Origin of the sequence: Streptomyces xanthochromogenes (genome assembly GCF_014650455.1) — a bacterium.
GTDB classification, from domain to species: domain Bacteria; phylum Actinomycetota; class Actinomycetes; order Streptomycetales; family Streptomycetaceae; genus Streptomyces; species Streptomyces xanthochromogenes.
Genome location: NZ_BMUZ01000019.1, coordinates 1 through 21690, shown reverse-complemented (window position 1 = coordinate 21690; position 21690 = coordinate 1). Strand labels below are relative to the sequence as shown.

Annotated in this window: 20 protein-coding genes and 1 pseudogene; 13 read left to right on the top strand and 8 right to left on the bottom strand. The window is 72.9% G+C overall.

Translation table 11 applies throughout. The features are described 5' to 3' along the window. Positions 1-87: 87 nt before the first annotated feature. The 4 genes from IE267_RS36030 (at position 88) to IE267_RS36015 (ending at position 5708) form a co-directional block, all read left to right on the top strand. Positions 88-1173: a hypothetical protein gene (locus IE267_RS36030; RefSeq protein WP_373304630.1), complete on the top strand. Its 1086-nt coding sequence runs from the start codon at positions 88-90 to the stop codon at positions 1171-1173. A gap of 195 nt (positions 1174-1368) precedes the next feature. Beyond that, positions 1369-3354, top strand: coding sequence for a SpoIIE family protein phosphatase (locus IE267_RS36025; RefSeq protein WP_229861632.1), 1986 nt, complete (start codon positions 1369-1371; stop codon positions 3352-3354). A gap of 130 nt (positions 3355-3484) precedes the next feature. Continuing rightward, positions 3485-4819, top strand: coding sequence for a wax ester/triacylglycerol synthase family O-acyltransferase (locus tag IE267_RS36020; RefSeq protein WP_189766105.1), 1335 nt, complete (start codon positions 3485-3487; stop codon positions 4817-4819). 28 nt (positions 4820-4847) lie between these two features. Continuing rightward, positions 4848-5708, top strand: a complete 861-nt coding sequence (locus IE267_RS36015) for an Fpg/Nei family DNA glycosylase (protein WP_167151997.1) — start codon at positions 4848-4850, stop codon at positions 5706-5708. A 45-nt stretch (positions 5709-5753) separates the two neighbouring features. Here IE267_RS36015 and IE267_RS36010 read toward each other — a convergent pair whose 3' ends face one another. Beyond that, complete coding sequence (locus IE267_RS36010) at positions 5754-6374, bottom strand: zf-HC2 domain-containing protein (protein ID WP_189766104.1); 621 nt, start codon at positions 6372-6374, stop codon at positions 5754-5756. A 72-nt stretch (positions 6375-6446) separates the two neighbouring features. On the opposite strand from IE267_RS36010, the gene IE267_RS36005 reads away from it, so the two are divergent. From IE267_RS36005 to IE267_RS35990, 4 genes are read left to right on the top strand one after another with little or no spacing between them, the layout of a single operon-like run. Next, positions 6447-7193: a LytR/AlgR family response regulator transcription factor gene (locus IE267_RS36005; RefSeq protein WP_167151992.1), complete on the top strand. Its 747-nt coding sequence runs from the start codon at positions 6447-6449 to the stop codon at positions 7191-7193. Between the two features lie 45 nt (positions 7194-7238). Beyond that, positions 7239-7631 carry a hypothetical protein gene (locus IE267_RS36000; protein WP_167151990.1) on the top strand — a complete coding sequence of 131 codons (393 nt, stop codon included), beginning with the start codon at positions 7239-7241 and terminating at the stop codon, positions 7629-7631. Next, positions 7628-9307: a sodium/solute symporter gene (locus IE267_RS35995; RefSeq protein WP_189766103.1), complete on the top strand. Its 1680-nt coding sequence runs from the start codon at positions 7628-7630 to the stop codon at positions 9305-9307. Before IE267_RS36000 ends, IE267_RS35995 begins: the two co-directional genes overlap by 4 nt. After that, positions 9304-10485: a histidine kinase gene (locus tag IE267_RS35990; RefSeq protein ID WP_167151986.1), complete on the top strand. Its 1182-nt coding sequence runs from the start codon at positions 9304-9306 to the stop codon at positions 10483-10485. Before IE267_RS35995 ends, IE267_RS35990 begins: the two co-directional genes overlap by 4 nt. A gap of 7 nt (positions 10486-10492) precedes the next feature. Here IE267_RS35990 and IE267_RS35985 read toward each other — a convergent pair whose 3' ends face one another. Continuing rightward, on the bottom strand, positions 10493-10987 hold the full coding sequence (locus IE267_RS35985; protein WP_189766102.1) for a hypothetical protein: 495 nt from the start codon (positions 10985-10987) through the stop codon (positions 10493-10495). On the opposite strand from IE267_RS35985, the gene IE267_RS40545 reads away from it, so the two are divergent. Next, the gene (locus tag IE267_RS40545; RefSeq protein ID WP_373300262.1) at positions 10930-11316 is read left to right on the top strand and encodes a zf-HC2 domain-containing protein; all 387 of its coding nucleotides are present in this window, start codon (positions 10930-10932) and stop codon (positions 11314-11316) included. The genes IE267_RS35985 and IE267_RS40545 overlap by 58 nt on opposite strands. Here the strand turns inward: IE267_RS40545 and IE267_RS35975 are convergent. Further along, complete coding sequence (locus tag IE267_RS35975) at positions 11217-11837, bottom strand: sigma-70 family RNA polymerase sigma factor (protein ID WP_229861626.1); 621 nt, start codon at positions 11835-11837, stop codon at positions 11217-11219. The two genes, IE267_RS40545 and IE267_RS35975, sit on opposite strands and share 100 nt — an antisense overlap. Positions 11838-12112: 275 nt before the next feature. On the opposite strand from IE267_RS35975, the gene IE267_RS35970 reads away from it, so the two are divergent. Further along, positions 12113-13315, top strand: coding sequence for a CapA family protein (locus IE267_RS35970; protein WP_189766101.1), 1203 nt, complete (start codon positions 12113-12115; stop codon positions 13313-13315). 99 nt (positions 13316-13414) lie between these two features. Here the strand turns inward: IE267_RS35970 and IE267_RS35965 are convergent, their stop codons facing one another. Continuing rightward, entirely contained in the window at positions 13415-13894 is a 480-nt protein-coding gene (locus tag IE267_RS35965) for a universal stress protein (protein ID WP_161249639.1), read from the bottom strand. A gap of 71 nt (positions 13895-13965) precedes the next feature. Here IE267_RS35965 and lysX point away from each other — a divergent pair, with 71 nt between their 5' ends. Next, positions 13966-17235 carry a bifunctional lysylphosphatidylglycerol synthetase/lysine--tRNA ligase LysX gene (gene lysX / locus IE267_RS35960; protein ID WP_189766100.1) on the top strand — a complete coding sequence of 1090 codons (3270 nt, stop codon included), beginning with the start codon at positions 13966-13968 and terminating at the stop codon, positions 17233-17235. 129 nt (positions 17236-17364) lie between these two features. Beyond that, on the top strand, positions 17365-18213 hold the full coding sequence (locus IE267_RS35955; protein WP_189766099.1) for a polysaccharide deacetylase family protein: 849 nt from the start codon (positions 17365-17367) through the stop codon (positions 18211-18213). A 45-nt stretch (positions 18214-18258) separates the two neighbouring features. Here the strand turns inward: IE267_RS35955 and IE267_RS35950 are convergent, their stop codons facing one another. Then, the gene (locus IE267_RS35950) at positions 18259-18915 is read right to left on the bottom strand and encodes a class F sortase (RefSeq protein ID WP_161249633.1); all 657 of its coding nucleotides are present in this window, start codon (positions 18913-18915) and stop codon (positions 18259-18261) included. Positions 18916-19239: 324 nt separating this feature from the next. On the opposite strand from IE267_RS35950, the gene IE267_RS35945 reads away from it, so the two are divergent. Continuing rightward, on the top strand, positions 19240-19734 hold the full coding sequence (locus IE267_RS35945) for a hypothetical protein (RefSeq protein WP_167151975.1): 495 nt from the start codon (positions 19240-19242) through the stop codon (positions 19732-19734). Positions 19735-19832: 98 nt separating this feature from the next. Here the strand turns inward: IE267_RS35945 and IE267_RS35940 are convergent, their stop codons facing one another. From IE267_RS35940 to IE267_RS39975, 3 genes and pseudogenes are all read right to left on the bottom strand, one after another. Next, on the bottom strand, positions 19833-20429 hold the full coding sequence (locus IE267_RS35940) for a hypothetical protein (protein WP_189766098.1): 597 nt from the start codon (positions 20427-20429) through the stop codon (positions 19833-19835). Between the two features lie 205 nt (positions 20430-20634). Further along, entirely contained in the window at positions 20635-21396 is a 762-nt protein-coding gene (locus IE267_RS35935) for a bestrophin-like domain (protein WP_167151971.1), read from the bottom strand. Between the two features lie 25 nt (positions 21397-21421). Then, a pseudogene (locus tag IE267_RS39975) lies at positions 21422-21690 on the bottom strand (hypothetical protein); the annotation flags it as partial.

The following is a 21690-nucleotide window of genomic DNA, read 5'->3' as shown; positions in this document are numbered from 1 at the left end:
GTCGTGACGAAAAGGCGGGCCAAGAGGTGCATATAGGCTGCTTCCTTTGTGCCGTTGTCCCTCCTCCAGCAGCCAGGAGCGTCCTCCGTGACCGTCGCCATCGACCTGCCCGAGCCGTCCGCGCCCCCCGCCGCCGAACTCCACGACAGCGTGGCGGGTGATGTCGTCCACGACGCCGTGGCGGCCGATCCGGTCCACGACAGCGTGCTGCGCGACGCCCGCGAGTTCGGGGCGTACGCCCGCACCGGTGGCTGGGCGTTCGCCCTCAAGGTGGCGCGCAGCGTGCGCCCCGGCGGGCAGGCGGCCGGTGAGACGCCGAAGGTCTCCGCGAAGGAGTTCAGCGAGCTGGCCGGCTGCTCCGCGGAACGCGTCATGCGCTACTACAAGGCGTGGGACAAGGCCTCCGACGACGGCCTGGTCCCGCTCTTCGAGGCGCTCGTCCCCGGCGAGGACATCGAGCTGCCCGACGCGGACGTGTGGCTGACGTACTACACCTCCCGGTCCAGTGCGACCTCCGAGCGCGGCACCGCCATCACGGCGGCCGCCGAGGCCGAGGGCATCCGGCCGACCAAGGCCCTGGAGGTCGCCGAGAACCCGACCGCGCTGCGCGCCGCCATCCTGGCCGACCCCGGCACCGCGCAGGCCGCCCGCTCCGCGCTCCTGGACCGCCTCAAGGAGGACCCGGCGCTCCAGACCGAGCTGGCCCGCGACATCGCCCGCACGGACGAGCTGAAGAAGGCGGTGGCCTCCGAGACCCGGGCCGCCGACCGCATCGGCTATGTCCGCCAGATCGTGGAGAACGGCCAGATCAGGACGCCCGCCGGACAGACCGTCGAGGCGCCCGCGGAGCTGCGCGCCGAGGCCGAGCGCCACCTGTCCCTGCTGGACGAGCTCGACGACTCGGAAGAGGCCGGCGAGTGGGCGACCGAGGCGTACGACACCGTCAAGGGCCTCGTCGTACAGGCCGTGGAGGCCGACCCCGAGCTGCGCGTCCAGGAGCGCCGCACGAAGTTCTACAGCAGCCTGCAGAAGGCGACCAAGGTGTTCGAGGAGCTCACGCTCGACGATGCCGACGACATCTACGAGGACGACATGGTGCAGCGCCTCGAAGCCCTCCAGAGCGCCATCGGCAGCTGCATCACCGCCCTGCGCAAGGCCTCCCCGGCCAACTGACGCGCGGCCCCCGCCGCCCTCGCCCGCCCCCGCGCCCACCGGCGCCTCCCTGATGCGCGCGGTCCTGGCTGCGCCTAGCGTGGCCCCATGGACGCGGGTGCAGAGGGCGGAGGGGCGGCCGGGCTGTGCCACTGCGGCGGGGCGGCCGGCGGCGAGGAGTGCCGCTTCCTCCACTCGTACGGCCGAGACCTGCGGATGGGCAGTTTCGACTGGGACCTCGGCGCGGGCCTGATGTACATGGACGAGCCGGCGCTGGACGTGTTCGACCTCAGGCCCGACGAGTACGACAACCGGCCCGAGTCGCTGGCCGCCCGGGTGCCGCCCGCGGAGGCCCTCAGACTCGACGCGCTGGTGTCGCAGGCCCTGAAGAACGGCAGCGTCAACTACGGCGTGTACTTCCGCATCCGGGCCCGTGACGGCGGGCTGCGCTGGACCCACACGCAGGGCTTCGTGCGGCGCGACGAGAACGGGCGCCCGCTGCGCATCATCGGCATCGTCCGCGACGCCACCCAGGAACTCGCCGAGTCCACCGCCCGGGTCGGCCTCGACGACGAGCGGCGTCGCACGACCAGTGTGGTGGAGGCGACCACCGCCGCCCTCGCGCACGCCAGGACCGTCAAGGACGTCATCGACGTCATGAAGGACTCGCGGGGCCCCGAGTACCTGGGCGCCACCAGCCTGGTCATGGGACTCCTGGAGGCGGGCCGCATCCATCTCATCGCCGAGGGCCCCGAGGGCAGCTTCGTGCCGGGCACCCGGTGGACCCGGGTCGACGAGCGGTATCCGATGAGCGAGGTCATCCGCACCCTCGCGCCCCGCTTCATCGAATCGCCCCGGGACTTCGAGGAGTCCTACCCCGGCCTGTGGCCGAACATCAGCGGCCTCGGCATCACCTCCGCGGCCTATCTGCCGCTGATCGCCCAGGGCCGCCCCATCGGCGCGATCGGCCTGCTCTACAGCGACAAGCGCGGCTTCACCACGGACGAGCGCAACCTCCTTGTGGCGCTGGGCAGTTCGATCGCCCAGTCCCTCCAGCGCGCCATGCTGTACGAGCAGGAGCACGACCTCGCCGAGGGGCTCCAGCAGGCCATGCTGCCGCGCCGCATCCCCGAGGTGCCCGGCGCCCGGCTCGCCGTGCGCTACCGCTCGGCCCGGTTCGGGCGGGACATCGGCGGCGACTGGTACGACGTGATCCCGCTGCCCGGCGGCCGGGTCGGGGTGGCCATCGGAGACGTACAGGGACACGACACGCACGCCGCCGCCGTGATGGGCCAGCTGCGCATCGTGCTGCGCGCGTACGCCGCCGAGGGGCACGCGCCGGCCACCGTCACGGCCCGGGCCTCGGTCTTCCTGCACGAGCTCGACACCGACCGCTTCGCGACCTGCACCTACGCGGAGGCCGACCTGAGCACGGGTGTGGTGCAGATCGTGCGGGCCGGGCACGTCGACCCGCTGCTCCGCCTCGCGGACGGCAGCTGCCGCAGGCTCCCGGTGGAGGGCGGCCTTCCGCTGGGGCTCTCGGCCGAGTTCGGCCGGCTCGAATACCCGGTGTCCACCATCGAACTCGACCCGGGCCAGACCCTGTTGCTCTACACGGACGGGCTCGTCGAGCGACCCGGCGCCGATCTCGACGACGGCATGCAGTGGCTGGCGTCCCTGGTGCGCTCGGGTCCCGAGGAGCTCGAAGCGCTCGCCGACCGGCTGTGCGACGTGGTCGACGAGCGGGGCGGCCAGGACGACGTGGCGCTGCTGCTCCTGCGCCGCAGCGAGACGGAGGTGCCCCAGGGCGGCGGCAGGCTCCGCCAGCACGTCGCGCAGAACGACCCGGAGGCGCTCACCTCCTCCCGGCACATGATCCGGGCGGCGGTCCGGGCCTGGGGCGCGCGGGAGCGGTCCGACGAGATCGAGCTGGCCGCCGACGAGCTGATCACCAACGCCCTGATGCACACCGACGGCGGGGCGATCGTCACCATCCGCGTACTGTCCGGCCCCGAACGGCGGCTGCGCGTCGAGGTGGAGGACCGCTCCAGCGCGCTGCCGCGCCGCCGTGAGGCCGGCTCCTCCGGTGTGTCGGGGCGCGGCCTGATGCTGGTGGACCGGCTCGCCGACGTGTGGGGCGTGGAGTCGCGCGGCAGCGGCAAGTGCGTGTGGTGCGAGTTCACCGTGCCGGAGCGGAACTGATCAATACTTGACGGTAACTATCCGTAACGATTCATTACTTGACCGTAACCGTTCGCAAGGGTTTGACTGCTCACTCTGTACGGGCGGCACCGTGGCCGCCCGACCGGCCTCCGACCGACACGAGGACCCCTTGAGCAGTGAGCTGCTGGCACCTCTTGATCTGGCGTTCTGGCACCTCGAATCGGCTGAGCACCCCATGCATCTGGGTGCGCTCGCACACTTCGACCCGCGCCCCGGCGTGGGCGGCGGCCAGGTCCTCGACCTCCTCGCGGAGCGCGCCGCGGCCGTCCCGCGGCTGCGGACGTGCGTACGCGGCGTCTGGCTGCCCGTCGGCGGCGCCGCCTGGGTCGCCGACCCGGGCTTCGACGTCCGCCGCCATGTCCGCCGGGTCCGGCTGCCCGCGGGGGACTTCGACACCGAGGCCGTCCGGGTCGCGGGCGAGTTGATGGAACGCCCGCTCGCGCGTGGTCTGCCGCCCTGGCGGATGTACGTCCTGACCGGCGAGGACGACGGGGCGTTCGCCGTCCTGGTGAAGCTGCACCACGCGCTCGCCGACGGCATGCGCGCGGTCGCCATCGGCGCCGGCATCCTCGACCAGCTCGCCACCCCGAGCGCCCGGCGCCGGCGCCCCGTGCCGCCGAGCTCCGGGCTGCCCGGCCCGCGCCAGGTCGCCGGATTCGCCCGCGACCGGGTCGGCGAACTGACCCGGGCCGTGGGCATCGGCGCCTCCGTGCTGCGGGCCGGCCGGCTCGAACTCGGCGCGGGCTCCGCGCTCGCCGCCCACTCCAGCGGCACCCGGCGCCTGGCCACCGCCGTCCTCGACCACGAGGACGTCCAGCGGGTGCGCAGGGCCGAGGGCGGCACCGCCAACGACGTGCTGCTCGCCGTCGTCGCGGGTGGACTGCGCCGCTGGCTCCTGGAACGCGGCTCGGGAGTCCCCGGCGCCCAGCCGCGCGCCCTGGTCCCCGTATCCCGCCGCCGTCCCGGCGCCCCGCCCGGCTCCGGCAACAAGCTCTCCGCCTACCTGCTCGGCCTGCCCGTCGCCGAGTCCGACCCCCTGGCCCGGCTCGCGGCGGTCCGTACCGCCATGGACCGCAACAAGGCCGCGGGGCCCGGTCGCGGGGCCGGGGCCGTGGCCCTGCTCGCCGATCAACTGCCGCCGCTGGCACACCGGTTCGGGGCGCCGCTCGCCGGAAACGCGGCCCGGATGCTCTTCGACGTGCTCGTCACCAGCGTGCCGCTGCCCCGCTCCGAGCTCTCCCTCGGCGGCTGCCCGCTGCGCGCCGTCTACCCGATGGCACCGCTCGCCCGCGGCCAGTCCCTGGCGATCGCCCTGTCCCCGTACGGCGGCCGTGTCCACGTAGGTCTGGTCGCCGACGGCAAGGCCGTCCCCGACCTGGACCGGCTCGCCACGTGCCTGCGGGAGGAGCTCGGGGAACTCCGCGGGGCGTCCGCGGCTCGCTGAGCGGGCCCGGCCGGGGCACCCTGGACCTATGCCGGAACTGCCCGAAGTCGAGGCCCTGCGGGAATTCCTCTCCGACCACCTGGTCGGGCAGGAGATCGCGGCCGCCGTGCCCGTCGCGATCAGCGTCCTGAAGACCTACGACCCGCCGTACACCGCCCTCGCCGGGCGCACCGTCACCGGTGTCGCCCGGCACGGCAAGTTCCTCGACCTCGACGCCGACGGCCTGCACCTGTGCGTCCACCTCGCCCGGGCGGGCTGGCTGCGGTGGTACGACGCCCTGCCCGCCACCCCGCCGAAGCCCGGCAAGGGCCCGCTCGCGCTGCGGGTCTCGCTGACCGGCGGCGCGGGCTTCGACCTCACCGAGGCCGGCACCCGCAAGAGCCTCGCCGCCTACCTCGTCCACGACCCGTCCGAGGTCCCCGGCATCGCCCGGCTCGGCCCCGACCCGCTGGCCCCCGGCTTCGGACGCGACGACTTCGCGGCGCTGCTCAAGGGCGAGCGGCGCCAGCTCAAGGGAGCGTTGCGCGACCAGTCCCTCATCGCAGGCATCGGCAATGCCTACAGTGACGAAATCCTGCACGTCGCGCGCATGTCACCGTTCAAGGCCGTCGCCCACCTCACCGAGGACGAGACGACCACGCTGTACGAGGCGATGCGCACGACGCTGACGGAGGCGGTCGAGCGCTCGCACGGGCTCGCGGCGGGCCGCCTCAAGGCCGAGAAGAAGAGCGGGCTCCGGGTGCACGGCCGCACCGGGCAGCCCTGTCCGGTGTGCGGCGACACCGTCCGCGAGGTGTCCTTCGCCGACTCCTCCCTCCAGTACTGCGCCACCTGCCAGACCGGTGGCAAGGTCCTCGCCGACCGACGCCTGTCGAAGCTGCTCAAGTGACCACGCCCGCGCGTGCGAGGCCGTCCGGGCGCGCGAACCCCCGCCTCACCGGGGCGTGATCGTCGCCAGCCGCGTCCCGTCCGCGCCCCGCACCTCGAAGCGGGCGATCGCGTTCTGCGCGAGCGCCGCCGCCCCGCGCATCCGCACCGGCAGGCCGCCCGGCTCCGCCCAGGTCGCCACCGTCTCCCTGGAGCCGTCCCGGCCCACCGCGACCAGCGTGCACGACACCGGAGCCGCGCCCGAGAGCGCCAACTCGACGTCCGTACCCCACTCCTGAGGGGCCGTCACCAAGGATGCCGTCACCCCGGGCGCGTGCGAGGCCACCTTCCAGCCGGGCGCCGCGGGTTCGAGGGCGATGCCCGTCCCGCCCGCCACCAGCACCCCCGCGGCAGCCACCAGGCCGAGCCGCACCACGCGTCCGCGCCGGCGCCGGCGGGCCACCGCGCCCAGCATCCGGTGCAGCACCTCCGGCGACACCGGGGGATCGGGCACCGGGCCGCCCGCGAGGTAGGCGGCGAGCAGCGCCGCCACGCTGCCGAACTCGGCGAGCAGCGCACCGCACCGGGCGCACCCGGCGAGGTGCTCCTCGAAGCGGAAGGCGTCGGCGGCACCGAGCACACCGAGGGCGTAGGCCCCGACGTCCTGGTGGATCTGCGGCGAACTCATGCCGTCAGGTACGCGGAAAGCGACCCGAACACTCACGACACCCCGGCACGACCCCGCCTACACTCCGGCCCCATGCTGCGCGTACTGGCGGTCGACGACGAAGCCCCCGCCCTCGAAGAGCTCCTCTACCTGCTGCGCTCCGACCCCCGGATCCGCTCCGCCGAAGGCGCGACCGGCGCCACCGAGGCACTCCGGCTCATCGGCGCCGCCCTCGAAGCGGGCGAGGACGGAGACCAGGGCGTCGACGTCGTCTTCCTCGACATCCACATGGCCGGGCTCACCGGGCTGGACATCGCCCGGCTGCTCGCCGGGTTCGCCCGCCCGCCCCTGATCGTCTTCGTCACCGCCCATGAGGGCTTCGCCGTGCAGGCCTTCGATCTGAAGGCCGTCGACTACGTCCTCAAACCGGTACGCGGTGAGCGCCTGGCCGAGGCGGTCCGCCGGGTCGCCGAACTCGTCTCCGGCCGCACGGCCACCGTCCAGGAGCCCGACCAGATTCCGGTCGAACTCGGCGGTGTCACCCGCTTCCTGGCCATCGACGACATCACCTACGCGGAGGCCCAGGGCGACTACGCCCGGCTGCACACCGCACGCGGCAGCCACCTGGTACGGATTCCGCTGACCACCCTGGAGGAGCGCTGGCGCAGCCGCGGCTTCGTACGGATCCACCGCAGCCACCTGGTCGCCCTCGACCGGATCGACGAACTCCGGCTGGACGCGGGCAGCATGAGCGTGCGGGTCGGCGACGCCGAACTCCCCGTCAGCCGGCGCCACGCGCGCACGGTACGCGACCGCCTGCTGCGCCGCAGCCCCCGCTGACCTGCCCCTTCCCCGATCAGTGAGCGGCTGCGTACACTCCGCGCCATGTCCGCAGAGCAGGCGGCGCGACGCGAGAGGGTCACCGGGGAGCCGAGGAGGGTCCGCCCGCTGCCGCGTCACCGCGCCCAGTCCGAGATCGACGAGCAGACCGCGCTCGGCGGCGCCTACGTGCGCTCCCTGATGCGTGGTCAACTCCGGGCCGCACTGACCGGGTTCGCGGTGCTCGCCCTCACGGTCGGCACCCTCCCGCTCGCCTTCCGCGCCCTGGACGACGACGCCGTCACCTGGTGCGTGCTCGGCTTCGCCGTCTACGCGCCCCTCGCCCTCATCGCCTGGTGGTACGTGCGCACCGCCGAGCGCAACGAGCGCGACTTCGCCCGCCTCGTCGCCGACCGTCCGACGGACGGCCGCCCGACGCAAGGCCGCCGCGCCGAGTGAGCCAGACGTACGCCGTGGTGGCGGTGACCGCCGTCGTGCTCGCCACCGTCCTCGTCGGCGGGTTCGGCCTGCGCATCTCGCGCACCACATCGGACTTCTACGTCGCCTCGCGCACCGTGGGCCCGGGGCTCAACGCGGCCGCCATCAGCGGCGAGTACCTCTCCGCGGCCTCCTTCCTCGGCATCGCGGGGCTCGTCCTGGTACAGGGCCCGGACATGCTCTGGTACCCGGTCGGCTACACCGCCGGCTATCTCGTCCTGCTCCTGTTCGTCGCCGCTCCGCTGCGCCGCTCGGGCGCGTACACGCTGCCCGACTTCGCCGAGGCCCGGCTCGAATCGCCGGGAGTGCGCCGTCTGGTGAGCGTGTTCGTGGTCGGCGCCGGCTGGCTGTACCTGGTGCCCCAACTCCAGGGCGCGGGACTCACGTTGAAGATCCTGACCGGGGCGCCGGGCTGGCTCGGGCCGGTGCTCGTCGCGGCCGTCGTGGTGGTCGCGGTCGCGGCCGGCGGCATGCGCTCGATCACCTTCGTCCAGGCCTTCCAGTACTGGCTGAAGCTGACCGCGCTGCTCATCCCCGTCTTCTTCCTGGTCCTCGCCTGGCGGGGCGACGGCGCGCCGCGTCCGGTCTACGACGAACCCGCCGCCCTGCGCCACCAGCAGACCGTCCACGTCGCCGACACCCTGACCCTGCGGCTGACGGACCCGCTGCCCGTCCGTGCCACCGGAACCGTCGACGGACGCCCGCGCCACGGCGAGGCGCTCACCCTCGCGCGGGGCGAGCACCGCGTCGGGGCCGGCACCCGGCTCGCCCTCGCGGCCGCGACCCGCGTCCCCGGCACCGCCGCCCGCACGGAACACCCGCTGTACGCCACCTACGGGCTGATCGTCGCGACCTTCCTCGGCACCATGGGCCTGCCCCACGTCGTGGTCCGCTTCTACACCAGCCCGGGCGGCCGCGAGGCCCGCCGTGCCACCGTCGTCGTCCTCGTCCTGATCGGCGCCTTCTACCTGCTGCCACCCGTCTACGGTGCCCTCGGCCGTCTGTACGCCCCCGAACTCGCCCTCACCGGTGACGCGGACGCCGCCGTGCTCCTGCTGCCCGAGCGCCTCGTCGGCGGCGCCGGGGGCGATCTGCTCGGCGCGCTGGTCGCGGGCGGCGCGTTCGCCGCCTTCCTGTCGACCGCCTCCGGACTCACCATGGCGGTCGCCGGAGTGCTCACCCAGGACGTGCTGCCCTCGCGCGGCATACGTCACTTCCGCCTGGCCACACCGGTCGCCATCTCGGTGCCGCTCGTCGGCGCGCTGCTGGTGAGCGGGGTGCCGGTGGCCGACGCGGTCGGGATGGCGTTCGCGGTGTCCGCCTCCTCGTTCTGCCCGCTGCTCGTGCTCGGCATCTGGTGGCGGCGGCTGACCCCGCCGGGGGCGGCGGCCGGGCTCCTCCTCGGGGGCGGTTCGGCGTTGCTCGCGGTCGCCGCCACCGTTCTCGGGCTCGCCCCGCCGGGGCTCGCGCACGCGCTGCTCGCCTGGCCCGCCGTCTGGTCGGTGCCGGTCGGCTTCCTCGCCATGATCGGGGTCTCGCTCGCCACCCCGGGACGCATCCCGGCCGGCACCAACGCCGCCATGACCCGCTTCCATCTGCCCGAATCCCTGGCCCGCGGGGGAGGCGCACCGCGATGACCCTGGCCGCCCTGCTCTTCCTCGGACCGCTCCTCGCCGCCGCCGGGTTCCTGCTCGGCCGACGCGCCGCACGACAGGCCCGTACCAGCGATGTCGGAACGCCCGTCGAGCACGCCACCTTCGAGACCCTGCACACCGCCTCGCTCGCCGCGCCGCCGCTGCGCGCCGGGCTCACCGCCGAGGCCGCCCGCAAGTCGGCCCGTGGCCTGCGTTCGCTGCTCGGCACCGACGCGCTCTGCCTCACCGACCGCGAGGCCATCCTGACCTGGGACGGGGCGGGGGAGCAGCACCACGGTGCCCAAGTCCTCGACCAGGTACGGGCGTTGCTCGAAACGGGGCGCGACAAGGCGTTCGCGCTGTCCTGCGACGACCTGGACTGCCCGCTGCGCTGGGCGGTGGCCGTGCCGCTCACCGTCGACGACCGGGTGCTCGGCACGCTGATCGCCTACGCGCCCCGCGAGTCGGCGGTCCTCGCACGCGCGGCGGGCGAGGTCGGGCGCTGGGTCTCCGTACAGCTCGAACTCGCCGAGCTCGACCGCTCCCGCACCCGGTTGATCGAGGCCGAGATCAAGGCCCTGCGCGCCCAGATCTCTCCGCACTTCATCTTCAACTCACTCGCCGCGATCGCCTCGTTCGTCCGCACCGACCCGGAACGCGCCCGCGAACTCCTGCTGGAATTCGCCGACTTCACCCGCTACTCCTTCCGGCGGCACGGAGACTTCACCACGCTCGCGGAGGAACTCCACTCCATCGACCAGTACCTGGCCCTGGTGCGGGCCCGTTTCGGGGACCGGCTCTCCGTCACTCTCCAGGTCGCGCCCGAGGTGCTGCCGGTCTCGCTGCCGTTCCTGTGCCTCCAGCCGCTCGTCGAGAACGCCGTCAAGCACGGCGTCGAGGGCGCCGTCGGGGCGGGGCGCATCACCATCAGCGCCCTGGACGCGGGCAACGAGGCCGAGGTGGTGATCGAGGACGACGGGGCGGGGATGGAACCGGAGCGGCTGCGCCGCATCCTGCGCGGCGAGGGCGGCGCCTCGGGCGGCATCGGCCTGCTCAACGTCGACGAACGACTGCGGCAGGTCTACGGCGACGCCTACGGCCTCGTCATCGAGACGGGTGTCGGCGCGGGCATGAAGATCACGGTACGGATTCCCAAGTACCGTGCGGGTGTGCACAGTTGACTGGGCGTCAAAACAAGTGGATCGCCAAGTGGCCCAACGGCAGGCCGAGTTCCCACGCGGGGGTCCACACCCGGGGCTCGTCCTCGGTGTCGGCCCGGGGATCGACCCCGCCCGGCACCACGGCGTCCAGGTCGGCCGCGAGCAGCTCCGTCTCCTCCAGCCATCGCCAGGCCGTCCGTGCCATCTCCACATCGGGTCCGCGTTCCTGATCGTGCAGCAGTCGGTGCAGTCGCGCGCAGACCCAGTGCCGCCAGGGCCGCCCGGCGGCGGTGAGCGAGCTCCACTCGTCCAGCCGCGCCACCACCAGGGCCCCGCCGACTGCCCCGTCGGAGAGGAAGATCGTCAGGGCGAGGGCATTGCGCCCGGCTCTGAACTCCAGCGTCGTCGGCGGCATCAGATCGCCGGTGCGCAGCAATTCGTCGGCGATGTACTCCGCGTACATCCATGCCATCGGCACCAGCAGTTCGCCACCACTGGTCCCGTTACTTCCCTCCGGACGCATCCTGTCTCGCCTCTTTCATCGACCGTCCCGGCGCTCCCGGGGAGCTCCAGGGAGCATTGAACCGGGGGCGCGTGCCCGCCGTGGCCAGAAGGGCAGGATCCGTCACAAGACACGAGGTACTCATGCATGTGCGGCATCTCCTCGGCGCTCATGTGCTGGGCGCCCTGGAGCCGGAGGAGGACCGCGCCGTCGCCGCGCATCTGCGCCGGTGCGCGCCGTGCCGGGCCGCCTACCTCGAAGCCGCCGAGGCGTCCTCACTGCTCGCTCTGCTCACCGAGGCGGACCTGGAACCCACCGAGGAGAGCCCTTCGGGACCCGACGCAGAATAGCCGGGCAGCACCCGGGCCAGGGCGCGCAGGGCGTAGTACGAACGGGACTTGACGGTCCCGGGCGGCACACCGAGCACTTCGGCCGCTTCGTTCACACTCAGGCCGCGGAAGTACAACTGGACCAGGACCGCGCGGTGTTCGGGTGTGAGCGACCTCACGGCCGTGCGGACGTCCAAGGCTGCGGCGCAGCGCTCGGTGTGGTCGGCGCACTCCGCGGTCGCGAGCAGCACCTCGTCGGCGACCTCGGCGGGACGGGCCAGCCGGCCCCGCCGTGCGTCGATGGCCAGGCGCCGGGCGACGGTGAACAGCCAGGGCCGCATGGAGGAGTAGGGCGCCTCGAACGCCTCCGGGTGCTGCCAGGCCCGTACCAGCGTCTCCTGCAGGAGGTCCTCGGCGCGCTGGCGGTCGCCGTAGGTGAGCCCCAGCAGGAAGTGGAGCAGCGCGGGCCCGTGCGCGCGCTGCAGTTCGGCCAGATCCCGCTCGTGGGTGTAGCGCCGTATGCCTGCGACCGCCGTCGTCACCGTGCCCGCCTCTCCCCCCGAAACCCCTGACCAGCGGTATCCGAGCGCATCCGGACGGACGGGGGACAGGCGTCGTCCGCCGTCCTGCGGCGAGCGGTCGAACCGGGCCGACGAGTGGTACGGCGAACGGTCGCGGCGGGGGAGCGGGCCCTGGCGCGGGTGCGTCCGATTCAGCGATCTTGAATCATATGAACGGCTTTTCGGCTTGACTGGCCGGTTCTCGCGGGGTGGATTTCGGACACACCACCGCCTTCGAGCAACGGAGTCCGACGCCGATGCACCAGCCGACCCAACGCACCCGACTCGGGGCGGCGGCCGCCCTGGCCCTCCTGCTCGCGGCCACCACGGGATGCGGCGGGGAGCAGCGGCCCGCCGTGCGGCAGCCGCACCCGCAGGGCGCCCAGCGCACCCCGGCCTCGGGGCCCGCACCCGCCGCGCATCCCTTCACCCTCGTCGCCACCGGCGACGTGCTCCCGCACGACTCGACCATTCAGCGTGCCAAGTCCGATGCGCAGGACGGGAGTTACGACTTCCGGCCGATGCTCGCCGGGGTCAAGCCGATCATCTCGCGGGCCGATCTGGCGATCTGTCACATGGAGACCGTGTACGGAGAGGACGAAGGCCCCTTCACCGGCTACCCCGCGTTCACGTCCCCGCCCCAGGTGGCCGCGGCGCTCAAGGACGCCGGGTACGACTCCTGCTCGACCGCCTCCAACCACACCCTGGACGACGGCGCCGACGGCATCGCCCGGACCTTGAAGGCCTTCGACAAGGCCGGCCTGAAGCACACCGGCTCGGGCCGCACGGCCGAGGAGTCGGCGCGGCCCGCGCTGCTCTCGGCCGGCGGCGCCAAGGTCGCCCAGCTCGCCTACACCTACGACACCAACGGCTATCCGATGCCGGACGGACAGCCCTGGGCGGTCCACCTCATCGACCAGAAGAAGATCATCGCCGACTCGCGGGCGGCCCGGGCGGCGGGCGCCGACGTCGTGGTCGTCAGCCTCCACTGGGGCACCGAGTGGCAGACCGACCCCGACGAGCAGCAGCTCACCCTCGGCAAGGCGCTCACCGCGTCGAAGACGAACGGCCGCCCCGACATCGACCTTGTCCTCGGCACCCACGCGCACATCCCGCAGGCGTACGAGAAGGTCAACGGCACCTGGATCGTCTACGGGGAGGGCGACCAGATCGCGGGCGAGATGTTCAACGACACCGGCGCGCGCGACGACCGAGGCAACATGAGTTCCATCGCCCGCTTCACCTTCGCGCCGCCCGTCAGGCCCGGGGCGCGCTGGGAGGTCAGCAAGGCGGAGTTCGTCCCGCAGTGGATCGACGTGGACCGCGGCCGGGTGATGAGCCTGCCCGATGCGCTGACGAAGTCACCGGGGCGGGAGGACTACACGGAGGCGCAGGACCACATCCGCGAGGCGGTCCTGGGGCGCGGCGCGGCGAAGGACGGCCTGACGATGTCGCGGTAGGGCCCGCCGGGTGCCCGGGCCGCCCCTTGCGGTCCCGATCCGGTCACCGGGCCGGGACCGGCCCTGCTCCGGCACCACGATGGCAGGCCGGCGGCCCGGCTACGGCACCACGGTGACCGGCCAGCGGCCCGCCTTCACCAGGCGGACGGCGACCGAGCCGATGATGCGGTGGCCGGCCGACTCCGACGCGCCCACCACGACCGCGTCCGCCGTGAGCTCGTCGGCCGCGGTCACCAGGCCGGAGTAGGGGTCGCCGCGGAACGTGTGGAACTCCCAGCGCACGTCCCAGATGCCGCGCACCCGCTCGGCCGCCTCCCTGATCTCGGCGACCAGGCCCTCGGCGATCTCTCCCGTGGTGTCGGCGACCGGGGCGCCGAGCGCTGCGCCCGCCGGAAGGACCGGCTGGACGTACACGAGGGCGAGCAGCGCGTTCTGGCGCCGGGCCAGGCCGCTGGCGTACGCCGCGGCCCGCAGGGAGGAGTCCGAGCCGTCGACACCGGCGACGATCACCTTCGGACCGTCGGTGCCGCGTTCGAAGCGCTGGGAGTCGGGGAGGGGCTGGGGCTGCTGCTCTGTCACGCCCCGAGGCTAACGGGCCCGGTGGCGCCTTCGACAGGCGGCCCGGCCCCGGCCTCCCTAGAGTGCTGAACATGACTGTCAGCCAGGCGGCGCCGACACCGTCCCGGACCGGCTTTCTGGGGCGCGTGCCCGAGGCGTTCGCGATGTTCTTCGGCGTGCTCGGCCTGTTCTGTGCCGTCATCGCGCTGATCCCGCCGCTGCGCCGACTGCTCCACCCGGTCTCCTGGTTCCTCGACCGGGTCGCCGTGCCGGTCAGCGCCAACCTCGCGTACGCCGTCTTCCTGCTGCTGCTCGCGGCCGCGATCGGCTCCCGCAAGAAGGTCGCCTGGTGGCTGGTCGTCGTCTATCTGGGGCTGCTGTTCCTGCTCGACGTGCTGCTCATCGCCGTCATGGAATGGGCGTGGATCGCCAACGGGCTGTTCTGCGGAGCCGCCCTCCTGGTGCTGATCCTGGCCCGCAAGCAGTTCTACGCACAGACCCGCAGAGGCGCCTTCCGCCGAGCCGTGGGGGTGCTGTGCCTGGGTCTCGCGGCGGGCGTCCTCGTCGGCTGGGGCCTGATCGAACTGTTCCCCAACACCCTGCCGCGCGGCCAGCGCCTGCTCTGGGCCACCAACCGCGTGTTCGGCGGGCTCGTCTCCAGCGGCCGCTTCGACGGGAGCCCGCCCCGGCCGCTGTACTTCTTCCTCGGCCTGTTCGGTGCGATCGCCCTGCTGACCGCCGCCTCCACGCTCTTCCGCTCGCAGCGGATGGAGGCCGCCCTGCACGGCGACGAGGAGCCCCGCATCCGGGCGCTGCTCGGCGCCTACGGACGCCAGGACTCGCTGGGCTACTTCGCCACCCGGCGTGACAAGGCCGTCGTCTTCTCGCCCAACGGCAAGGCCGCCGTCACCTACCGGGTCGAGGCCGGCGTGGCCCTGGCCAGCGGTGACCCCGTGGGGGACGAGGGGGCGTGGGGGCCGGCGATCGACGCCTGGCTCGACGTCGCCCGCAAGTACGCCTGGGCGCCCGCCGTGATGGGCGCGTCCGAGGAGGGCGCGACCGCCTACGCCCGGCACGGGCTCGGCGCGATCCAGCTCGGCGACGAGGCGATCCTGAACGTCGCGAGGTTCGACCTCGACGGCCGCGACATGCGTGTCACCCGCCAGGCGGTCCGCCGCGTCGAGCGGACCGGGGCCACCACCCGGATCCGCCGCCACTCGGCGCTCAGCGACGAGGAGATGCGGGGGATCGTCGACCGCGCCGACGCCTGGCGCGACACCGAGACCGAGCGCGGCTTCTCGATGGCGCTCGACCGGCTCGGCGACCCCGCCGACGGCGACTGCCTGCTCGTCGAGGCCTTCGACGCCGACGCCAAGCTGATCGCGCTGCTCTCCTTCGTCCCCTGGGGCCCCGACGGCATCTCGCTCGACCTGATGCGCCGCGACCGCAGCGCGCCCAACGGTGTCATGGAGTTCATGGTCGCCGAACTCTGCGCCACCGTGCCGAAGTTGGGGGTGCGCAGGATCTCGCTCAACTTCGCGGTGTTCCGCTCCGCCTTCGAGGAGGGCGCCCGCATCGGTGCCGGACCCGTGCTGCGGCTGTGGCGCAAGCTGCTCCTGTTCTTCTCCAAGTGGTGGCAGCTGGAAGCCCTGTACCGCTCCAACGTGAAGTACCAGCCGCAGTGGTTCCCCCGCTTCCTCTGCTACGGCGACGCGGGCTCCCTCGCCCGGGTCGGGCTGGCCTCCGGCATCGCCGAGGGCTTCGTGTCGGTGCCGAGCCTGCGCAAGCTCTGGGGCAAGGGCCATCACAAGGGCGTCACCACGCCGGTCACCACCGCGGGTCTGCCCTCCATCGAGGCGCTCGGCCTCGCCGGGCCCACCGACGCAGGGGTGACGGAGCGTCAACTCCCGGACCAGGTACGGGTACGCCACCGCAAGCTCGACCGGCTGCGCGCGGACGGCACCGAGCCCTACCCCGTCGTCATCCCGGCGCGCACCCACACCCTGGCCCGGCTCAGGGCCGAGGGCGAGGGCATCGGCGCGACCGTGGCCGGACGCGTCATGGCCGTACGGGACTTCGGCGGTGTCGTCTTCGCCGTCCTGCGCGACTGGTCCGGCGACCTCCAACTCGCCCTCACCCGCGAGGGCGCGGGCGCGGAGGTCCTCGACCGGTTCACCCACGACGTGGACCTCGGCGACCACATCACCGCCACCGGCACGACCGGTCCGAGCGCGAAGGGAGAGTTCTCGCTGTTCGCCACCGGCTGGCAGATGACGGCCAAGTGCCTGCGTCCGCTGCCCGACAAGCGGCGCGGCCTCGCGGACCCCGAGGCCCGGGTGCGCCGCCGCTATCTCGACCTGGTGGCGAGCCCCGAGGCCCGCGAGGTCGTCCGGGCCCGCTCCACGGCCGTCCAGGCGCTGCGCCAGGGCCTGCTGGAGCGCGGCTACCTGGAGGTCGAGACGCCGATGCTCCAGCAGATCCACGGTGGCGCCAACGCGCGCCCCTTCACCACCCACATCAACGCCTACGACCTCGATCTGTACCTGCGCATCGCACCCGAGCTGTACCTCAAGCGGCTCTGCGTCGGCGGCGTCGAGAAGGTCTTCGAGATGGGCCGCACCTTCCGCAACGAGGGCGTCTCCTACAAGCACAACCCCGAGTTCACGATGCTGGAGGCCTACCAGGCGTACGCCGACTACGACGTGATGCTCGACCTCACCCGCGAGCTGATCCAGGGTGCGGCCACCGCCGCCTTCGGCTCCCCGATCGCCCGCAAGGCGGACCCGGACGGCAAGGTCGTCGAGTACGACATCTCCGGGCCCTGGCCGGTCAAGACGCTGTACGGGGCGGTGTCCGAGGCGCTCGGCGAGGAGATCGACGCCGACACCGACGAGCAGCGGCTGCGCCGGCTCTGCGACCGGGTGCACGTCCCGCACACCCCGGACGACACGCGCGGCGACGTCGTGCTCGAAATGTACGAGCGGCTCGTCGAGGAGAAGACGAAGCTGCCCACCTTCTACAAGGACTTCCCCACCGACGTCTCCCCGCTGACCCGCCAGCACCGCAGGGACCCCCGGCTCGCGGAACGCTGGGACCTGGTCGCCTTCGGCACCGAACTGGGCACCGCCTACTCGGAGTTGACCGACCCCGTCGAGCAGCGCCGCAGGCTCACCGCACAGTCGCTGCTCGCGGCGGGCGGCGACCCCGAGGCGATGGAGATCGACGAGGACTTCCTCGACGCGCTCGAATACGCGATGCCGCCCACCGGCGGCCTCGGCATCGGCGTGGACCGGCTCGTCATGTTCCTCACCGGTCTCACCATCCGCGAGACCCTGCCCTTCCCGCTGGTCCGCCGCACCTGAACACGCCCGACGGCAACCGCGCCGGGTGACTCCATTCGTGCTGGTGTCATCGCGCTGTTGACGTTTCGTCGGCCTCGTGGCGCCCGGTACGCCCTAATCTGCCGCCATGACGAACAAAAGCCGTATGTCATGAAAAGGGATCAGATGCTCCCCAGTCGGCGGACACTGCTGCGCATCACCGGCTGTCTCGGAGCCGCAGCCGCGGTACGCGTGCTCACCGCGGAGGACACCGTCGCCCCGGCCACCGCGCCCCGCGCGGCCCCGCAGGCCGCGGGCCCCCAGGCCGTCGCGCCCCCCGTGCGTGCCAGCGCGTACCGGCTGGAACCCATGACCGCCTACATCCCGCCGCGCTATCACACCGCGCTGCCGCCGGTGCGCACCAGGCCGTTCCTGAGCATGCCCCAGCTGGGGGAGCGCTCCATGGTGCTCACCTTCGACGACGGGCCGGACCCGCGCTACACGCCCGGCATCCTCAAGACCCTGCGCGAGCACGACGTGCGCGCGGTGTTCTTCCTGTGCGGCGAGATGGCCACCGACAACCGGGACCTGGTGCGCGAGATGCGGGACGACGGGCACGTGGTCGGCAACCACACCTGGACCCACCCGCAGCTCAACAAGACGGCCTCCGCCCTGATCCGCTCCGAGATCGGCCGCACCAGCGAGGTCATCGAGCAGACCCTCGGCGAGGCGCCGCAGTGGTTCCGGGCGCCGTACGGGGCGTGGAACCGCAATGTCTTCGAGATCCAGGCCGAGATGGGCATGGAGCCGCTCGCCTGGACCGTCGACACCCTCGACTGGACCACGCCCGGCACACCCACCATCATCAGCCGGGTGCTGGAAGGGGCCGCGCCCGGCGTCGTGGTGCTCTCGCACGACGCGGGCGGCGACCGCTCGCAGAGCGTCGCGGCCCTGCGCACCTATCTGCCCGAACTCCTCAAGCAGGGCTACGAGTTGAAGGTTCCGCCGCGCCGCAGATGAATCCGGGGCGGCGGCCGTGGGGCGGCCGCGCCCGTCGCGTCGGGGCTACTTGACGGACACGAGGCGGGCGAACGCCACGACGTTCCCGTCGTACCCGCGGGACCTGGAGAAGCCGCCGCCGCACGTGATCACCCGGAGCTCCGGGTGCCCGGTGTCGCCGTACACCCGGGCACCCGGGAAGGTGGCCTTGTCGAAGACCTCGACGCCGTACACCTCGAACACCGCCGTGCGGCCGTCGAAGCGGTCCACCTCGATGTGACTGCCCTTCTGCAGGGAGCCGAGGCCGTAGAACACCGCGGGGCCCTTCATGTTGTCGACGTGGCCGACCACGACCGATGTGCCGCGCATGCCCGGGGCCACCCCGTTCTGGTACCAGCCCGCCAGGTTCGGGTCCTCGGGCGGGGGAGCCTGCACCCAGCCCTGGGGGTCGGTGCCGACGTCCATGACGGGGGCGTTCACGTTGATCGACTCGATCCGCACCCGGGACGCCGGGGCGAAGGGCAGCGGCTCGACCGCGGCCGACGGGGGCGGGGACGCGGTCCCCGCGGTGCTGGTCAGCGCCGCCGCCGCGGCGGGCTGCGGCGGGCCCATCGTCACGTCCGCGCCGTTGCGCAGCAGCGCGAGGCCGGTGAGCATCACCAGGGCCAGCGCTCCCCACGGGGAGTATCTGCGACGCTCCATGCCGTACTCGTCCTGCGCCATGTCTCTCCGTCTCCTTCGCCGTCCACCCTCAGCGCCTCCGAGCAACGTAAGGGCCACGTGACCGACCGGCGATCGGGAAGCGGCGAACGGGTGCTGTCCACCGGGCCTGAGCCATCCGGGTAACGCCCCGCCGAAAATGATCTGACGGCCTGTGACCTGCGGGTCCGTCAGATTCCGAAGCGCACGGGGGAGCCACGGTTCACCAGGGTGGATCAGTGCCGAAATGCGGCTTGTATGAGCGGCGGTGAGGGTTCGTCATGGGAGGCGTACTCGTCGATCATCCCGGAGCACGGCTCCGGGGCGTCCTCCCATGGAGGTTCAACGATGCGTGCTTCACGCGCTCTAACGGTGGCGCTGGTGGTCGGCGCCGCGGTCGGGTTCGCCGCCCCGGCGGCCGTCGCCGGAGGCCCGCCGGGCGGCGGCGGTGGCCCGACCAGTGTCGAAGTCGACCCCTACGCGGTCCACCAGGGCGCCACTCTGCGGATCACCGCCAGGGGCTGCCACAACGGCGGCAGGGTCAGTTCGAACGCCTTCGACGAGGTCCACCTGTCGTCGGGCGACGTCAACTACGCGACCGCGAGGATCCACGACTCCACGACGCCGGGCACGTACAGCCTGGCGGTCAAGTGCAACGACAACGACCGGGTGGCGACGCGCAGCTTCCGCGTCCTCGAAGGCCGCGGAGCCGACGGCGGCCTCGGCGGCGCGGCCGGCCCCACCGACACCGAGATGGCGGTCGGCGGCACCCTCGTCGGCACGGCCGCGCTCGGCGGCGCGCTGTTCATCGCCCGCCGCCGGCGCCAGGGCGTAGGGGTCTGACCGGGACGAACCTCCCCGGAAGGATCGCAACGGCCGGTCGCCCCCGAGTCCTGGCCAGGACTCGGGGGCGACGGGTGTGCGTGGTCGCGCGACCGGCGCTAGTGGCGCCGGCCGGTGGTACGCCGGCGGTACAGGGCGTAGCCCGTGCCCCCGGTCGCCAGCGCGATGAGCGTGGCGCCGGTCGCGAGTTCGACGGGGCTCAGGGAGCCGTCCACGCTGCCGCCCAGACCGCCGCGGACGCCGCGCGGGGTGGTGACGGTGGGCCGGACGGTGGGGCGCACGGTCGAGCTGGTGGTCGGCGAACCGCCGCTGATCGTCAGCTGGCTGGTACCGCGCGCGCCGTCGCAGGAGAACGTCACGGTGTACGCGGCGCCTCGCTTGGCGTCCCAGTCGACCGTCGCGTTCCTCGAACTGTCCTTGGGCACGGTGACCGTGTCGAAGACTCCGGAGGACACGGTGGCCTCGGTGGAGCACCCGGTGACGTTCAGCGTGACCTGACCGCCGGGCGCGATCACCGAGGGGGTGATGCTGAAGCCGAACGGCGTGATGTTGCTTCCGCCGGTGCTGCTCCCGGTGCTGCTCCCCGTGCTTCCGCCGGTGCTGCCCCCGGCCGCTGCGGCAGTCGTCGGCACGGCGAGGGTGAGGGCGGCGACGGCGCCGAGCAGGGTGGCGGATGCGATGCGTATCGCGCCCATGGTCAGTCCTCCGGTCCCCGAGGAGCAGCTGCGGATCCGATTCCACATGGGGTGAAATGCACCTCGATGCCCGAAACGCTAGGAGGCGGCCCGGCGTGTCGCGATCGCTGTCCGGCGAATGGGGCATCGCCGTCCCCCGCCCGGCCGAGCAAAGGCCCCGCCGGTGCGGCGGAGCCACGAGGCGCGGCCCGGCGGGCCGGGGGTGTCAGCCGATGCCGGGGAACAGGTCCATGAACGGGCCCGCGGTCGCCGAGATGCCCCGGCCGAAGGGGGCGTCGAAGTCCCAGATCAGGAAGAGCAGGAAGGCGATCAGGGCGCTGAAGAGGCCGGCGAGCAGCAGCTCCCGCCAGCTGCGCCTGATCTGCATCGTGAAGATGAGCCCGACCGTGACGAGGGCGCCGATGATCAGGCCGAACCACACGACCCCGGGCATCGTGGCACCCGCCCCCTGCCCGCGGGCGGTGCGGGCGGCGTCCACCGCGCCCACCTGGTCGATCACCGGCTGGTAGGCCTGGGCCTCGAAGTCGTTCGCCGGGTGGTAGTCCGTCACGTCGCGGCGGATCTTCTCCAGCTTCTCGGTGCCCTCGTCGGTCAGGTCACCGTGCTTGGCCATGTGGCTCCACTCGGTGTGCACCACGTAGCTGACGTACGCGTCGACGTCGGCCCGGGTCCGGTCGCGCACCTCCGCCGGGTACACCTGCACGCGCTGGCTGATCTCGTGCAGGGCCTGGGCCTCCTGCTGTACGTCCGCCTGGGCGGCTCCGCGGCCCTCCCAGACGCCGGCGATGGCGAGGCCGAGGACGATGGCGTACACCACGCCGATCATCATCGTCATGTACTCGATGACGTCGGGAGTCTCGGACGTGTCGACGTCCGGGGTGATCCGGCGGCTGCTGAACAGGGTGATGGTGAGCACGACCGCGCATGCGGCGGCCATGGCGATGACCAGGACGAGCCAGTCGGACAACGGGACCTCTCAAGGAAAAGGGGGCTCAGCGCGAGCGCGAGCCGGAGCGGGAGCGCAACAGGGCCGCGCCGATGACGGCGGGGGCGGTGATGAGCAGGGTGAAGGTGACGGGGGAGAGCCGGGGCGCGGGCTTCTTGCGCGGCGGCATCTGGTAGTTGCGCAGGGTGATCCGGGGCACGGCCTGCGGCCCCGGGCGCGGTGGCGGCGCGCTCGGCGCGGGCGGCACCACGGCCGGCGCCGGCCGGTGCACGGCCGGGGGCACCGGTGCGGGAGGCGCCGGGTGCGGGGTCGGGC

Bases quoted from the DNA above. Each gene is read 5' to 3' on its own strand.
- IE267_RS36025 (WP_229861632.1), top strand. From the start codon at position 1,369: ATGGGCAGTTTCGACTGGGACCTCGGCGCGGGCCTGATGTACATGGAC.
- IE267_RS36015 (WP_167151997.1), top strand. From the start codon at position 4,848: ATGCCGGAACTGCCCGAAGTCGAGGCCCTGCGGGAATTCCTCTCCGAC.
- IE267_RS36010 (WP_189766104.1), bottom strand. From the start codon at position 6,374: ATGAGTTCGCCGCAGATCCACCAGGACGTCGGGGCCTACGCCCTCGGT.
- IE267_RS36005 (WP_167151992.1), top strand. From the start codon at position 6,447: ATGCTGCGCGTACTGGCGGTCGACGACGAAGCCCCCGCCCTCGAAGAG.
- IE267_RS36000 (WP_167151990.1), top strand. From the start codon at position 7,239: ATGTCCGCAGAGCAGGCGGCGCGACGCGAGAGGGTCACCGGGGAGCCG.
- IE267_RS35990 (WP_167151986.1), top strand. From the start codon at position 9,304: ATGACCCTGGCCGCCCTGCTCTTCCTCGGACCGCTCCTCGCCGCCGCC.
- IE267_RS40545 (WP_373300262.1), top strand. From the start codon at position 10,930: ATGCCATCGGCACCAGCAGTTCGCCACCACTGGTCCCGTTACTTCCCT.
- IE267_RS35985 (WP_189766102.1), bottom strand. From the start codon at position 10,987: ATGCGTCCGGAGGGAAGTAACGGGACCAGTGGTGGCGAACTGCTGGTG.
- IE267_RS35970 (WP_189766101.1), top strand. From the start codon at position 12,113: ATGCACCAGCCGACCCAACGCACCCGACTCGGGGCGGCGGCCGCCCTG.
- lysX (WP_189766100.1), top strand. From the start codon at position 13,966: ATGACTGTCAGCCAGGCGGCGCCGACACCGTCCCGGACCGGCTTTCTG.
- IE267_RS35955 (WP_189766099.1), top strand. From the start codon at position 17,365: ATGAAAAGGGATCAGATGCTCCCCAGTCGGCGGACACTGCTGCGCATC.
- IE267_RS35950 (WP_161249633.1), bottom strand. From the start codon at position 18,915: ATGGCGCAGGACGAGTACGGCATGGAGCGTCGCAGATACTCCCCGTGG.
- IE267_RS35945 (WP_167151975.1), top strand. From the start codon at position 19,240: ATGCGTGCTTCACGCGCTCTAACGGTGGCGCTGGTGGTCGGCGCCGCG.
- IE267_RS35940 (WP_189766098.1), bottom strand. From the start codon at position 20,429: ATGGGCGCGATACGCATCGCATCCGCCACCCTGCTCGGCGCCGTCGCC.